This window comes from Flagellimonas oceani (assembly GCF_011068285.1).
In the GTDB taxonomy this organism is placed as follows: domain Bacteria; phylum Bacteroidota; class Bacteroidia; order Flavobacteriales; family Flavobacteriaceae; genus Flagellimonas; species Flagellimonas oceani.
Genome location: NZ_CP049616.1, coordinates 2,281,214 through 2,296,748 on the forward strand (window position 1 = coordinate 2,281,214; position 15,535 = coordinate 2,296,748).

Genomic DNA, 15,535 nt, shown 5'->3' on the forward strand with positions numbered 1-15,535 from the left:
CATCAAAAAAAGGTGACAGCGATGGCACTACTGGAAGTAAATCAAATACCACAAAACATGAAATCGTACACATCCCATATATCGGAAGCAGCACAAAACCTTCAAAAAAAGGAAGACGCTCCGGATACCATAAGTAAATCAGTGGCCTTCGGCTTTTGTTGTATTGCTGCTGGGGATGTGGTTCGGTCCGTCAATCAAGAGTTCAATTATTTTCTAACCGCCCGATTTGGGCATAAATCCTTTCAATCATGAGCAATTTCAGAAATCATGTACAGTTAATCGGAAATGTGGGGGAAGACCCCAAGATCACCCTCCTCGATGGAGGCCGTAAAGTGGCCCGTTTTCCCATGGCCACCAATGAACATTACACCAACAACCAAGGGGAAAAGATCCAGAATACCGACTGGCACCAGGTCGTGGCCTGGGGCAAGACCGCCGACATCCTCGAAAAGTACACCGCCAAGGGCAGCGAGATCGGCGTGCAAGGGAAGATCAAGACCCGTTCCTATACCACCGAGGACGGCAACCAACGCTATGTGACCGAAATCATCGCCGATGAAGTGCTGCTAATGGGTCCCAAAGCTGCCCAAGAGGACAGCCAGTCCAAGACGCCCAAGTCCAAGACCGCTAAAAAGACATCCACCAAAAAGGATGCCTAGCACCCCGGGGTGCCCCCTTCGGGCATCCCTTCTTTTCTTTTTGTTCAATCCAAAATCAATTCCCATGGAAACAAACTCCCAACACCTCAAAGAACAGCTAAGCCAGTTTTGCGGCTCGCAACAGATTTTTACCCTTCCCCTCTGCCGAACACGGTACACCGAGGGCATACAATTCCTAGCACAGACCGCCAACGCCTTTTGGCTGCTGACAGACGCCTCCATAATGGGCAGGAGCCTAAAGGACAAAAGCCGGTTTATTACCATCGACTTTAAACGCTATTCCCCATCCGAAGTGGAAACCCATGGCCATGATGCCGTGATTACCTACACCGATGGCAACGGGACCGTACTTGCTCGTCAACAGTACCATTTTACGGATTTTCCCTTGGAACAGATCCGACTCTTTTTTGTGGACAATACCCTGCTATTGCCCTCCGAATATTAAAATGGTCGAGGGGATGCCCCAATAACCCTTAGTACATCCCCTCTTTCATTCTTCTTAACCCTAAAATTTAGAAAAATGATCTTTAAAGTTAATGAAATAAAAATCAGCTACCGGGAGCATACCCGAATATCCCAAACTCCCCAATTGTCCTCTTCCCGTGATGTGGCCGCACTATTGCACCAAAATTGGGATGCCGATACCCTGGCCCTTAAAGAATCCTTTAAAATCCTATTGCTCAACAATTCCAATCGGGTCAAAGGTACCTATCAGGTGTCCGATGGGGGCATCACGGGTACCGTGGTAGATCTGCGCATCCTCTTTGCCGTGGTGCTCAAGACCTTGAGCGTGGGCATTATCCTCGCCCATAACCACCCCTCGGGGAACCTCAAACCCAGCCAGCCCGATAAACAGCTGACCCAAAAAATCAAACGGGCTGCTGCACTCTTCGATATCAAAGTGCTCGATCACCTGATCATCGTGCCCAACGGGGACTACTTTAGTTTCGCGGATAATGGCCTGCTGTGAGTTGTCCGTTCACGACAGCCATTTTATACGCTGAAACTTGATAGCCATCCCATCGGGGTGGCTTCTTTCGGTCTATGACCTGTCATATGCAAATTAAATTCAATCTGTTTTGTAGTCCCTTTTCTTTCGGGTTTTTCAATGGCGTTGATGGTATGGTGAGACGGTTTCCCTATCTAAATCATCTCCACCATTTTAATAAAAATCCAGCCTTTTCCGGCAATTGCTGCAAAATCCATATTTCCATATCCTTTCCCTTCTTAAAATTTTATCCCTTTTTCCTTCAATAGCGCACATCCAATACCTTGACCTAGGCGATGAATTTTGTGCTGCGCACAATAAGGAAGAGCAAGAGGGCAACACGGCCAGCCGGTGTTGCATGTATTGATTTTTAAATAAACCGCTGTTTTACAGTGGTTTATTATTGAAAAGATTATTAAACATGGGCCTTGGGAGGCCCCGATTTGCGGCAAATGCCCCCGAAACCCCTATAAACAGGCATGGATTTGCGGCAAATCCAAACCAAAAACATCTATGGGAACTGAAAGTTTTAGCAACATACGCTTCAAAAAGGAGACCGCCAGACGGTTCCAGTCCTTCTCGCGCATGTACTACAAGACCCATACCCTGGCCCTTTCTGGGATGCTCGATTTCTTCAAGTACAATGAGATCTCCCCCCACGAAAACCTGGGCAAGCGCATGGGCCTGATCATGGACTTCCTCCAAAAGTTCCGTGACTTTACCGCCAAACGCAACAATGCCACCATCGCCATCATCAAGGATCTCGAAAAGCACGGTATCATGCCCACCAAGGCGATGATGGAACTGTTATTTGAAGGAGGACCGACCTCCTCAACTCAAAAGGCTGGCGATATCCCCAAGGCCGAATTGGTCATTCCCGAGATCCAAGGGATGGACCTCGATACCGAATTTGCCCTGCTCGAGGAGCGCAAACAACACCAACTCCTGGAACAGGAACTGGCCCAGCTTAAAACCCTAATCAACGAGCAACTCCTGAATCGGGTCAAGGTCATCCGTCCGACTCTCGGTACCCCCCGACTCCAATTGGATATGACCCTATCCGAATGGAAGGCCGTTCAAGAACATTTTAAAATACCATAGCCATGTACATCACCATTACCCGACAACATCTAGGCGAGACCTTTTCCCAAAGCTCAGCGGACTTTGTAAACTATCTGGAAAAAGAAAACAAGGCGCTCTCCCCCGAACAACAGGAACCTTTTTTTAACCAACAGCAAGACCATATCGATCCCAAGACCGTGGTCCAGGAAATCGACGCCAATACGGACCGACTCAAACAAAGCGAGCCCAAGTTCTATTCCCTGACCATCAATCCCAGTCAGCGGGAACTGGCCGCCATCCAAAATGATCCCGAAAAACTTAAGGCCTATGTCCGGGAGATCATGAAGGACTATGCGGCTTCCTTCTACCGTAAGGAACCCGTTCAAGTGGAGCAACTGAAATATTTTGCCAAGATCGAAAAGGAACGGACCTATTCCGGACGGGACCGGGAAATCCGGGAAAACCGCCCCTATCGGGCACAGATCGCCAAACTTCAAAATGACTTGGCCAAGGTCAACCGCGGAGCCCTCCAAGGGAATCCCAAACACATCCAACGGGATATTGACCGACTCTACAAACAAATGCCCCATAAATTGGATGGAAAGCCCATCACAGCCGGGATGCAAAAACCGGGTTCCCAAACGCATGTGCATATCGTGATGAGCCGGAAGGACGTTACCAACACCTATAGTCTGTCCCCAGGGAGCAGCTACCGTGAATCCGAGGTCCAACTCCATGGAAAGACCGTCAAACGGGGCTTCCGTAGGGACCAATTTTTTGACAAAGCCGAAAAGACCTTTGATCGGATGTTCAAATACAACCGGAACTATGTGGAATCCTACAAGGCCCGAAAGACCCTCGACAAAGACCCCAAGGCCTACTTTTCCAAAATCATGGGACTGCCCGCCTCCAAACGGGCCGTGGCCCTCAAACTGTTGTCCAAGACCGGGGCCAAGGTACCGCTGCCCAACATTCCGACCAGTAAGGTCGCCATCGCCCGAAAGACCATCGCCCGCCTTCAAAAGGCCGCAGCCCTGGCCCGAAAGGCCAGCTCCATTGAAATCTAACCGCTATGTCCTTGGAGTACCTTGATCATATTGATATCTTTTTCACTCAACATTGGTGGTGGCTGTACCTTCCCTTAGGCCTGGGCATGCTGCTGTTCCAATATGTCCACCGAAGGGGTGGGCTGATAGTTACAGGGCTGTTCACGTTGGATAGCGCTCTGTTTGTTTACTTCTTGGATTGGATCATTGTAGCACCCTTATTGTTATATGCCCTGCTTCCTTCGCTCTTCCTGAATATGCTAATCGGATTGTTGTTTCATATACATGAGGACGAAGACACCATTCCCCCGAAATACCAAGCTCGGCTGCCACTACGCAGCGGTGCCCTGACACTCAAAAACATTAGAAGGGGAATTTCCATTATCGGCTCTGCCGGAAGTGGGAAAACGGAATCCGTGGTCAATGCCTTGTTACGACATTTTCAGAAACATGGCTTCTGTGGGGTCATCCATGACTACAAACACTTTGAGATCACCGAACTGGCCTATCCCCTCTTCAAAGACCAAGGCATTCCTTTTCATATCGTGTCCTTTGATACCATCCACCAAAGGGTGAATCCCATTGCGCCCCGATACCTGCCCGATGAGGAAAGTGTGAATGAGGTCTCCCGGGTCCTACTGGAAAACCTTCTCGAACAACGGGAGTCCGTGGCCCAAGGGGCCTCCAAGTTCTTCAACGATGCCGTCGAAGGACTGCTGGGCGGATTGATATGGATGCTCCGTACCCATCATCCCAAATACTGTACCCTGCCCCATCTGATTGCCGTATACCAGTTGTTGGAACCTGACCATCTCATCCAATGGCTGAGCCAAGACTTGGTGGCCAAAGCCATGGCCGATGCCTTTATCGCAGGCAGGGCCTCGGAAAGACAAACTGCCGGGGTGCTCTCTACACTAGCCAACGCCCTCAAGAAAATATCGACCCGCCGGATATTCATGGCCCTCTCCGCCGATGAAGTGGACCTGGACATCAACAACCCAGAACACCCTGCTATACTATCTATCGTCAACCATCCCAAATTCGAGACCGCCTACTCCCCCATCATTGCAACCATCCTGCATACCGTTATCAAACAGATGAGCCTTAGGGGGCAAAGACATTCATTTGTATTGATGGAAGAGGCCCCGACCATCCGGCTGCTCAATATGCACCGAATCCCCGCTACCCTACGTAGCTATGACATCACCACCGTCTATGTGATGCAGGACAAGGCACAGAACGATATGATGTACGGCGATAAAGCCAGTAGGGCCATCCTCTCCAACCTGTCCTATCAGTTTTTTGGGAAGGCCAATGATCCTGACACCGCCTACTATTATGAACGCTTTTTCGAATTGGTCAAAAAGCCCTTACGGAGCGTGAGCAAGAAAGTGGATTTTATGGCATCCGATACCCGGATAACCAACATTGAACGTGAAGTGGGCAAGGTACGGTCCGAGGAGTTCTTCCGATTGAAACAAGGAGAGTTTATCGCTTTTTCGGATGGGAAGGACAGAAAAGTGCGGTTTCCGGTGCCAAAGGCAGAGCGGGATTTACCACATCTAAAATTCACATCTGATAGCCCTGAAATAGCTGCCAACTTTAATAGGATACATTTGGAGGTCAAGGGATTGTTTCAAAAGCCCTAATATGAATCCTGTCAAAGTATACATCAAGCCAGCAGTGGAATAAAACTTTTTCGTACAGTCCCTACCTCAAGAAACAATTGTTGTTCTCGACTGGTCCACTATCACTGAAAAATTATGTTTTATAACATTATAATCAGGTTAAAGCTGACTTTACTACTATGAAAAGTAAACTAATGATGGCCCGGACCGTTGGAAACAAGCTATAAAAGACAATTCGCTAAGAATATTTCTCAACGACTTGTAGCCTTCCCTAAAAATGTAGCCCTACCCCTTTTAGGACATCGCCAAATGATTAAAATATTCATGCTAGAATAAAGACATATTACTTTGAACCTATAACAACTAGTCTATACCCATGTTTTTCTCGAAGCCCCACTAATAAGTTTTCACAGCTGCCCATGGCAACTTTGGGTATCACAAAAACAAACCTTTGTTTATTTGTAGTTGGAACCATAGGGGGGCAAACCCTGCCGGTATAAGGGGTAACTACGTCAACTAAAAGTGTCTCTTTAATTGTTATCAAAATAGTCCACTTTTAGTTGAAGATTTACAAGTACCGTTTTGGGAGAAATGCCCAATATTCTTGAAATGCTCCGTACCCCACAACCTTCTTTTAACAACGTTTTTATTAGTGAATCCACTTGGGGCTCATAGGCTTTGTATTGGTATTGTAATTAAAATGATTTTTGGCATAGTTTGCACTTGTAGCGCTGATTGCCTTTTTGTTTTCCATTCTTTATGGCATATCCATTACAGTTGGGGCAGCGTTTCTTTTCCATCCACTAATCTACTACACGATATTGAAAAGAAGCCTTGTATCACGAGGGCTAATGAAATTTCTTAGAACAGAGAACCCCATACAGCAACAAAAACCAGTATCTGGAAAGCATCCAAAACACTGGCTTTTAATTATTTAAATTCAATAATAAGCAAAAACAACTGTTTTACTACATTACCCCACTTCAATACAGTTGTCATAAAAAGTACACACAATCGGAAAATATCCGATTATGTGTTTAATATTTTACATTTTATTGTTATTTTTATGATACTTAATCGGAAAATATCCGATTATCTAGTCATATAGTTACAATATGGATTTTAGAGCGAAGATAAAAGATTTTGCAGAAGGGCCCATCTCTAGACATTTAATTTTGGAGTTGCTTAGCGATTATGATCGACCCAACGATAAAATCAGTGAGTTGATCAAAAACAATGAGCTCATACCCATTAGAAGGGGACTGTATATAACAGGGCCAGAAATGGATCTACCATCACCGGAACCTTTTCTAATAGCAAATCACCTAAGGGGCCCCAGTTATGTTTCACTGGAAACTGCACTATTCTACTGGAACTTAATCCCGGAGAGAACCTATGAGATAAGTTCGGCAACTATAAAAACCTCAAAAACATATAAAACCCCAGTTGGAAGGTTTAGTTACCATCAACTAAAGTTACCCTATTACTCTTACGGAATAAAAAGTATAGTATACTCCCCTAAACAAACAGCACTGATTGCTTCTCCTGAAAAGGCGTTGTGCGATAAAATCGTTTTGACACCAAGGGTCAATCTCAGAAGCATCAAGCAAACGCAACAGTTTCTATTGGACGATCTTCGAATGGACAGTGAAATATTGAACACATTGAATAAGGAGATTATGGAAACATGGATCGAAAACGCACCTAAAAAAAACAGTTTAAAAATGCTAATCAAAACATTGAGGGTACTATGATCAAAGAATGGATAGAAGAATATAATCCAAGAAATGAAGATGAGATATTGTCCGCACTACGCGAAATAATGCAAGAAATCACATTGGCAGGTTTATCGAGGACCGATTTTTTTGAAAAAGCAGCTTTTTACGGCGGAACCGCTCTCAGGATTTTCTATGGGCTGGACAGGTATTCAGAAGACCTGGGTTTCTCTTTACTTCAACCAGACCCCAATTTTTCCATAGAACCTTATTTCAAGGCAATTCTGGATGAATTCAAATCGTTGGGACTCAATGTCAGCATCAAGGAAAAGAAAAAGACAAAAGAATCAGCGATAGACTCTGCTTTTTTGAAAGCTGAAACCATATGGCAGGAAATCGTACTTGAAGATGTTATTAAACAAACAGGGGTACGTTCAAATAGGACCCTGAAAATAAAGATAGAAGTGGACCGGCGGCCACCCCTGAACTTTAATACAGAAGAAAAGCTATTGCTCAGGCCATTTTCTTTTTATGTAAAGTGTTTTGCCGGGCCAAGTTTGTTTGCTGGTAAAGTGCACGCATTATTATTTAGACAATGGAAAAATAGGGTAAAAGGGCGGGACTGGTATGATTTGGAATGGTATATCAAGAAGGGAATTTCTTTAGATCTGAGCCATTTTTTGGCAAGGGCGAAAGACACAAACGACTGGCAAGCGGACGATATTTCTCCCGATCAGATAATTGAAATACTCCAAAAAAAAATTGATTCAGTATCATTTAAAAACATCAAAGAAGACGTTATCAGATTTATTAAAAATGATGATGTTTTAAGTATTTGGAGCCCTGAATATTTCCATGATCTAGTTGGGAAAATCAAATTCAAAAGCGAATAAAGTCAAGTCAATTATCTGTTCATTCCCCAATTAACAGGACAGGTTTTCTACAAATCTAGGTTAATTTATGCTGCCTTTTTAAACATGTCCATAGGTCTATCATAATCTATTGATCCATGTCTTTCTCATTCCTAATAATTAAAAATACAAGCTTTTATTTATTTTCATTACTGTCCCATTAAAATCTAAAATTGTCCTTTGAAATATTTGAAATATAGTTAGTTACAGAGGTTTTTCGAGCGAACGGACTTGAAAAACATAGCTTTGTATCAGATGAATCTGACAGCATATGTTTCAAGATAAATACGTTTTCGCTCAGTTGGTCTCGTTTCTTAATCGGAGTAAGTTCAATCGTATTGTCGCCAAGTATGAAGGTGACAAATATGTGAAGCATTTCAGCTGCTGGAATCAACTCCTTGTTTTGATGTTCGGCCAGCTCTCCAATCGTGAAAGTTTGAGGGGTCTGATTGTCGCCTTGGACGCCCATCACTCCAAATGTTACCATTTGGGAATGGGCAAGAATGTCTCAAAATCATCTTTGGCAAGAGCCAATCAGGATAGGGACTATCATATCTTTGAAGAGTATGCTTACTATTTGGTAAACCAAGCAAGAGAGAAGCGTACCACCAACATCTTCAATCTCGGTGGTAACGTTTACGCTTTCGACTCGACGACGATTGACCTATGCCTTTCCATATTTTGGTGGGCAAAGTTCCGTAAGAGAAAAGGAGGTGTCAAAGTGCATACATTGTATGATGTAGAAACACAGATACCGACATTCTTTCATATTACTGAAGCTTCTGTACACGACTCAAAGGCTATGAAAGAAATCCCCTATGAACCAGATTCTTACTATATATTTGACCGAGCTTACAATAACTTTAAGATGTTGTACAAGATCCATCAGATAGGAGCCTACTTCGTTATCAGGGCAAAAAAGAACCTTCAATACAAATCCATCAAATGGAAACGCAGGTTGCCCCGGAATGTACTTTCAGATGTGACAATTGAATTGACCGGATTTTATCCGAAGCAGTACTATCCCGGGCCGCTTCGCTTGGTCAAATACTGGGATGAGGAGCAAAACCGTGAGTTTGTTTTCTTGACCAATGCCTGCTACATCTCAGCTCTGCAAGTTGCTGAACTTTATAAGAACCGATGGCAGGTAGAACTGTTTTTCAAATGGCTGAAGCAGCACCTTAGAATCAAGAAGTTCTGGGGTACTAGCGAGAATGCTGTTAGAATCCAGATCTATGCCGCTATATGCACATACTGCTTGGTGGCAATCGTTCAGCACGATATGAAACTGGACAGAAGCACATATGAAGTACTCCAAATATTAAGCATCTCACTGACAGATAAAACGAACCTTCGGGAACTCTTTAGCAAAACTAAATTTCAAAATGACAAAGAACGAATAAGCCTTAATGGGCAAAGTTTATTTAATTTTTAAAAACGCCCCAATTTTAATGGGACACTAGTGATTTATTTTAAAGGAAAACTATCTTTTTATTGGATTTTTCAAGTGGTATGGAGCAGTTCGTCATTTGATACCGAAACAGGTATCAATAATCTATTTGTATACTATTTTATACGCCTTGTGCGATTCCAATTGGAAATCTAAAGCAATAATTACCAAGAATGGTTTCATATTTCTATTCCCCTCATTTTATGCTTTCTTCAAAAAATGCAAAGGTTTGCATAAAACAATACATCATTTCTTTCATATAATTGGACAAATGATATTTATTTGTTTACCCAAACAAACTAAATTTTATCCTTGTGCATATCATACTACTGAAAGTCATCCTTATGCCATTACTTTCAATTGTGTTTGGTTGTATCAACGCAACACAGAGAACTCCCGATAACCAAGGTTTGACCGAAAAGATGGAGAGGCCCAAAATTTTTATTTTAGCGAACAATCAATCATGGTTGCATACGAGCGCATGTGGGGACAAAATGGTAAAAACTGCATTTGGTAGGGATGCTAAAGAAAGGGGTCTGTTTACCCATTCATTTATGACAAGTCCTTCACTTATCAATCCCGAAGAATCAACTTATCCCGTCCGGGCCATCCCTACCATAGAGTATCTGTGCATCTTAAATATTGAATCGGAAAAATGGCCCACGGGAGGACCAGATTTTGTATCATCCGACCGAACTAATCACCGAGATATGGATACCAGCCCCACAAAGACTCCACTTTGGCAATTAACAAACAGTGAGAAGTTTTGCGCACCTTATGAACCATCAAACCAGCCAATGAAATGATTCAAAGAACAGCTGTCTTCGTTTTTCCTAGCCTAAGAGGCACTTTCAAATTACCATACTTTGTAATTCCACTCCTACTATGCTCTTTCCCGACGTGGTCCCAAAAAGTAAAGAATGTTCCCGAAGCATTCAACGACATCGATTCCAGTCCAACCACAATCCATATAAGGAACATCCTGGATGTCCCTACGGAAAATGGGCATTTTCAAGGGATTCAGGTAATGGAAATCCATGGAAGAAAAAAACTTTTGGTTTCTGGAAGTTCGTTACACCGATCTTATATCCTACAAGCGGATTTAGAAAGCCAAGAAACCGACACCCTTATCACACTTATGAAAGATCCTTTCCGACATGCGGGAGGAATCCAAGTAAGCAATGGATATCTTGCGGTAGGGATTGAAGATAATTTCAATAAAACCAGGGCCAAGGCCAGCATCTACAACTATAGGAATGGTAACCTTTATAAGTCACTACCCGATATCACTATTGATAGGTTCGGGGAAGTGAAAAGACCAACAGCCGGTGCAACAGGACTATTGGCTCTCGACGAGGGTTATTTAATGGTAGTGGCCAATTGGGATTCCCGAATCTGGGATTTTTATGCCGTTGAACCTGAAAATGGAAAGTACAGGTTGCTCAAAAGTTTTGACGCACCTACCAATTGGGCAAGTTATCAATCCATCAATCTCATTATGGACGAAAAGCACATCTATGCCATTGGGTTCTATCAAGAAATGAATATTTCTCAAGCTGACCTTATTTATGTGAGCAGTGTGGATCACTTCGAGCCACAAATGGAAAAAATCGGAACAAAGTATTTCAACTGCACCAATGGAGTGGATTTTATCGGCGCTGCGGGACTAGAAGTGGAAAATGGGGAGAAATTGAATATTTGGGCCACGCAAAAAAATGCTTTAGAAGGTATTGCGGTAAACATATTTTCAAAAAAGTAAAAGCATACCTTCCCCTCTTTAACAATACTACCATAAACCTAACAAACCAGTTGCAAATTTTCTGTTAGGGTAAAGGTAACATGTCCAGATAAACACGATTTATATTACTGAAATATAAATTTCACACCCTTATTATTGTAAACACAAACTAGTCATTGATACCTACTATCCCATACAGTGTGTAAATAGAAAATTGGCGGGGATATGCCCCCGCTATTTCTTTTACTTTAAATATTTACACCTTATGAAGAAAGAAGAATTGTACAATCATGAGATTTTAAAACAGTTGAAATTCGGAGAGGAACTGAACGGTTTTCTCAAGGAACTCCAGTAGCCCACATCGAGAAGATGCTGGAAGGGGAACTGGACGTCAACCTGGATTATAAAAGAAACGCTCCAAGGGTGGCTACTCCCGTAACGGTTATTCCAAAAAGATGGCGGGCTCCTCCTTCGGAGAGTCCGAGATATCCGTCCCCAGGGACAGGGATGCCGGTTTCAAGCCCATGATCGTGCCCAAACGAGGCAACATGGTGGAAGGCATCGCACTCGAGGTGCATGAGAGTTCCAAGGTCTTCGCCAAGACCTCTACGTGGCCGTGGGCCTGTGCAGGGACGGAAAAAAGGAAGTACACCAAGAACAAGCTTTCCTTCCCGAGCGATGATACAATCCGTACATTTGGCAACACGGGAGGCCACCACGAAGTGGCCTATGCCCATTAGGAACTGGGACATCATTTTGAACCAGTTCCTTACTATTTATGAAAAAAAGGGGCAGACTTTAAATAAAGTCACCCCCTTTCTTTTCAACTTACACACTTATTGGGATAGTATCCTCCAATAATCCTTTATTACAAAATCAACATACCCAACATTTTCAAACAATTTCAGCTAATCTTACCGGTCTATTTTCCTTTAAAGATTTTATGGCGGCAAGACCGATTTTGAGAGATTGCAATCCATCGTTACCATTGACGGGCACGTCAACCCCTTTTCCAAGACTATTTATAAAATCCTGTACTTCTACCATATACGCGTCCCTATATCTTTCCAAAAAGAAATGTAGTGGAAGAGCTGCATGTATCCCTTCGGCGTTGTACAGCTTATGGGAATCCATAAAATTATTATTAGACTGTACCATTCCCTCTGAACCAAAGACCTCGATCCTTTGATCGTATCCATAAGATGCTTTTCTACTGTTATCTATTACGGCCATAGTTCCATCCGTATAGGTCAATGTGACTACCGCAGTATCTATGTCCCCGGCCTCGCCAATGGCCTTATCTATCAGAACAGTTCCTTTGGCATAAACCTCCTCAACCTCCTTATCAACCACAAAACGGGCCACATCGAAATCATGGATGGTCATATCCAAAAACAGTCCTCCCGATTTCTCAATATAGCTTATTGGTGGCGCCCCGGGGTCCCTGCTGGTTATTTTGACCAGATGAGGATGGCCAACCGCTCCATTTTGCACCAGTTCCTTAACTTTTTTGAATTCTTTGTCAAACCTTCGATTGAAACCCAACATTAATTTGACATTGGATTCCTCCACCACCTTAAGTACCTCGACCACCCGTTGCAAGGACAAGTCCAAAGGCTTCTCACAAAATACATTTATTCCGGCCCTTACCGCCATTTCCACATATTCGGCATGGGTATCTGTTGGAGAGCATATTATTACCGCATCCAACGGAGCTGTGGCATCCAACATTTCCTTATATGCGGAAACAACACATGGCACATTCTTTTCTTTGGCGTACTGTCTACCTTCTTCCAAGGGATCCATGGCAGCCACGACTTCCACTCCCCGCATTTGGCAAAGGTTCCCTAAATGGATCTTGCCGATTCTCCCTAAGCCAGCAATGGCTATTCTTAAATTTCTCATTGATATAAATGTATAACTATAACCCTAATGTCTTGATATATTCCCTATTTGCCTTGGCACATATTTTTGGATTGCCCATCCCTGGAAGTATGTCTTGTTCCACTACGATCCAATCCTCATACCCCATATTATCCAAGATTTCCACGACCGATTTAAAATCCACATTCCCTTTGCCCAGTTCACAAAAGACACCTCTTTTCAAAGCATCAAAATAATCCCCTCCAATATTTCTGGATTCCTGTGCGGCCACTGGGTCATAGTCCTTAAAATGTACATGCCATATCCTGTCTTTGTATTTTTTTAGGGCTTTGACGGGATCGCCCCCACCAAATGCATAATGTCCCATATCAAGGCATAGCCCCAAAATATTTGGATCTGTCAACTGCATCAAAATATCTATTTCGTCAGGTGTTTCAACATACCCAGCACAATGATGGTGAAAAACAGTACGGATTCCATAGGCTTTTTTTACGCTACGGGCTATTTCCTCGGCACCCCTTGCAAAAATTGACCATTGTTCAGTATCCAAACCCATTTCGGAGCTGATTCTACCCGCGTTTATGGTTCTTTCCGGCACTGACGCATTGTCATCGGCGAGTACGATGAAAGCCTTGTCATATCCGGCCATAGACATCAGTCGAGCAACCTGGATGGCAGATTCAATCCCCTTTTTGTGTTGATTTTCATCTGTCAATGCAACAGGGACAAAGGCTCCCAAAAGCTCCAAGCCACGTTTGGATATCTCCTCCCTTAAACGTTTGGGGTCCGTTGGCATATAGCCCCAATCACCAAGTTCGGTACCTAAGTAACCCGTTTCCTGTATTTCGTCCAAAACTTGCGCATAGCCTATTTCTTCGGATTTTTTATCGAGATCGAATTCCAGAGCTCCCCAAGAACAAGGAGCATTTGCTATTTTAATCATTCTTTATACCTTAAAATTTACGGGACCATATATTTGGCCAACGTTCAATTACCACTTTGGTCTGTGTGAAAAATTCTATCGCGTGTTTTCCCTGGCCATGCAAATCACCAAAAAAGCTATCCTTCCAGCCACTGAACGGGAATTGCGCCATGGGAGCAGCAACACCTATATTTATACCGATGTTCCCTGCATCCGCTTCATTTCGAAATTTTCTGGCATTGGCACCACTTGTTGTGAACAAACATGCCATATTTCCATAGCTCCCATTGTTGACAAACTTTAAGGCCTCATCAATGTTTTTCATGGATATTAGGCTCATCACAGGACCAAAGATCTCAGTCCTTATCAGTTCTTTGTCCAATGCCACATTTTCCAATATGGTAGGTGTTATAAAATTTCCTTTTTCATACCCCTCAATCTTGGCTTTCCTTCCGTCCAATAGGATATTGGCCCCCTCATCTATTCCCTTTTGTATAAGTCCTTCTATCCTTATTTTACTTTCTGGTGTGATAACCGGTCCCATATCCACATTGTCCAATCCATAGCCCGTGGTACGTTTTTTCACCATTTCAAACAGGGATTCCTTAAATTCCCCTTTTTCATCACCTACGTTAATAATTGTCGATGCAGCAAGGCATCGTTGGCCTGCACATCCATATACTGAATCCGCGATAATTCTTGCGGACATTTCCTTATCGGCATCGGGCATAACAACAACAGGGTTTTTAGCGCCACCCTGTGCTTGAACACGTTTTCCATTTGCCGTTCCTTTAGAATAAATATAACGGGCCACAGGTGTACTTCCCACAAAGCTGATCCCTTTGACCAAGGGGTGTTCCAACAGCGCATCAACGGATTCCTTGCCCCCATGTACCAAACTCACCAACCCTTTGGGCAGATCCAATGTATCGATGAGTTCAAACACTTTCATCATGGTCAAAGGGACTTTTTCCGAAGGTTTAACGATAAAAGCATTACCCGTTGCAATGGCATAGGGCAAAAACCAAAATACGATCATTCCCGGAAAGTTGAATGGCGTGATACAGGCCGATACCCCTAAAGGCTGTCGAATCATCATCTCATCAATCCCCGTTGCAATATCCTCAATAATATCCCCTCCCATAAGCATTGGGGTTCCACAGGCGACCTCTACATTTTCAATGGCCCGTTGAATTTCTCCAAGGGACTCAGCTTTAGTCTTTCCCGATTCATTTGTTATGATAACAGCCAACTCTTCCCGATGCTCCTCCAACAAAGATTTAAGCTTATAGAGCACTTGGACCCTTTTCATCACAGGAACCTTACTCCATTCCATATATGCACTATGAGCCGTTGTTACAGCACGATTAACGTCCTTAACGGTTTCATTGCCTAAGGGAACTTGAGCCAAAATTTCTTGATTGGCCGGGTTATAAACAGGTATCGTTTCCTTTGATTCACTCGTGGACCACTGTCCGTCAATGTAATTTTTTAAAATATTCATTATTCTTATTCTTAAACTATTTATTAAC

General features: G+C 43.3%; 16 protein-coding genes and 1 pseudogene. 13 read left to right on the forward strand and 4 right to left on the reverse strand.

Annotated features, from left to right (window positions below):
- Positions 1-57: 57 nt before the first annotated feature.
- The 7 genes from GVT53_RS10465 to GVT53_RS10495 all read left to right on the forward strand — a co-directional run bounded on the left by GVT53_RS10465 (position 58) and on the right by GVT53_RS10495 (position 5,404).
- Positions 58-252: a hypothetical protein gene (locus GVT53_RS10465; RefSeq protein WP_166248579.1), complete on the forward strand. Its 195-nt coding sequence runs from the start codon at positions 58-60 to the stop codon at positions 250-252.
- The gene (locus GVT53_RS10470; protein ID WP_166248580.1) at positions 249-659 is read left to right on the forward strand and encodes a single-stranded DNA-binding protein; all 411 of its coding nucleotides are present in this window, start codon (positions 249-251) and stop codon (positions 657-659) included. The genes GVT53_RS10465 and GVT53_RS10470 overlap by 4 nt, the downstream gene beginning before the upstream one ends.
- Before the next feature lie 64 nt (positions 660-723).
- Positions 724-1,104 carry a DUF6876 family protein gene (locus GVT53_RS10475; protein WP_166248581.1) on the forward strand — a complete coding sequence of 127 codons (381 nt, stop codon included), beginning with the start codon at positions 724-726 and terminating at the stop codon, positions 1,102-1,104.
- 75 nt (positions 1,105-1,179) lie between these two features.
- The gene (locus GVT53_RS10480; RefSeq protein WP_166248582.1) at positions 1,180-1,629 is read left to right on the forward strand and encodes a JAB domain-containing protein; all 450 of its coding nucleotides are present in this window, start codon (positions 1,180-1,182) and stop codon (positions 1,627-1,629) included.
- A 531-nt stretch (positions 1,630-2,160) separates the two neighbouring features.
- Positions 2,161-2,748 carry a BfmA/BtgA family mobilization protein gene (locus tag GVT53_RS10485; RefSeq protein WP_166248583.1) on the forward strand — a complete coding sequence of 196 codons (588 nt, stop codon included), beginning with the start codon at positions 2,161-2,163 and terminating at the stop codon, positions 2,746-2,748.
- A 2-nt stretch (positions 2,749-2,750) separates the two neighbouring features.
- On the forward strand, positions 2,751-3,776 hold the full coding sequence (gene mobB, locus GVT53_RS10490; RefSeq protein WP_166248584.1) for a MobB family relaxase: 1,026 nt from the start codon (positions 2,751-2,753) through the stop codon (positions 3,774-3,776).
- A 5-nt stretch (positions 3,777-3,781) separates the two neighbouring features.
- Positions 3,782-5,404 (forward strand): type IV secretory system conjugative DNA transfer family protein, encoded by a 1,623-nt coding sequence (locus GVT53_RS10495; protein WP_240905208.1) that lies wholly within the window; start codon positions 3,782-3,784, stop codon positions 5,402-5,404.
- Positions 5,405-6,078: 674 nt separating this feature from the next.
- Here the strand turns inward: GVT53_RS10495 and GVT53_RS21250 are convergent.
- Entirely contained in the window at positions 6,079-6,183 is a 105-nt protein-coding gene (locus GVT53_RS21250; protein ID WP_417941801.1) for a transposase-like zinc-binding domain-containing protein, read from the reverse strand.
- Positions 6,184-6,498: 315 nt separating this feature from the next.
- Between GVT53_RS21250 and GVT53_RS10500 the strand changes: the two genes are divergently transcribed.
- The 6 genes and pseudogenes from GVT53_RS10500 to GVT53_RS21255 form a co-directional block, all read left to right on the forward strand.
- A complete protein-coding gene (locus tag GVT53_RS10500; RefSeq protein WP_166248585.1) occupies positions 6,499-7,137 on the forward strand; it encodes a type IV toxin-antitoxin system AbiEi family antitoxin domain-containing protein in 639 nt (212 codons plus the stop codon).
- On the forward strand, positions 7,134-7,991 hold the full coding sequence (locus tag GVT53_RS10505; RefSeq protein WP_166248586.1) for a nucleotidyl transferase AbiEii/AbiGii toxin family protein: 858 nt from the start codon (positions 7,134-7,136) through the stop codon (positions 7,989-7,991). The genes GVT53_RS10500 and GVT53_RS10505 overlap by 4 nt, the downstream gene beginning before the upstream one ends.
- Before the next feature lie 289 nt (positions 7,992-8,280).
- Positions 8,281-9,444, forward strand: a complete 1,164-nt coding sequence (locus tag GVT53_RS10510; protein ID WP_166248587.1) for an IS4 family transposase — start codon at positions 8,281-8,283, stop codon at positions 9,442-9,444.
- 359 nt (positions 9,445-9,803) lie between these two features.
- Positions 9,804-10,265: a hypothetical protein gene (locus tag GVT53_RS10515; RefSeq protein ID WP_166248588.1), complete on the forward strand. Its 462-nt coding sequence runs from the start codon at positions 9,804-9,806 to the stop codon at positions 10,263-10,265.
- Positions 10,262-11,218: a hypothetical protein gene (locus GVT53_RS10520; RefSeq protein WP_166248589.1), complete on the forward strand. Its 957-nt coding sequence runs from the start codon at positions 10,262-10,264 to the stop codon at positions 11,216-11,218. The genes GVT53_RS10515 and GVT53_RS10520 overlap by 4 nt, the downstream gene beginning before the upstream one ends.
- Before the next feature lie 620 nt (positions 11,219-11,838).
- Positions 11,839-11,986 (forward strand): annotated as a pseudogene (locus GVT53_RS21255) (IS256 family transposase); the annotation flags it as partial.
- 105 nt (positions 11,987-12,091) lie between these two features.
- Here the strand turns inward: GVT53_RS21255 and iolG are convergent.
- Genes iolG through GVT53_RS10540 form a run of 3 tightly spaced genes read right to left on the reverse strand, consistent with a single transcriptional unit; the run spans position 12,092 to position 15,507 of the window.
- Complete coding sequence (gene iolG, locus GVT53_RS10530) at positions 12,092-13,102, reverse strand: inositol 2-dehydrogenase (protein ID WP_166248590.1); 1,011 nt, start codon at positions 13,100-13,102, stop codon at positions 12,092-12,094.
- 16 nt (positions 13,103-13,118) lie between these two features.
- A complete protein-coding gene (locus GVT53_RS10535) occupies positions 13,119-14,024 on the reverse strand; it encodes a sugar phosphate isomerase/epimerase family protein (protein WP_166248591.1) in 906 nt (301 codons plus the stop codon).
- Between the two features lie 10 nt (positions 14,025-14,034).
- Positions 14,035-15,507 (reverse strand): CoA-acylating methylmalonate-semialdehyde dehydrogenase, encoded by a 1,473-nt coding sequence (locus GVT53_RS10540; RefSeq protein WP_166248592.1) that lies wholly within the window; start codon positions 15,505-15,507, stop codon positions 14,035-14,037.
- Positions 15,508-15,535: the final 28 nt, after the last annotated feature.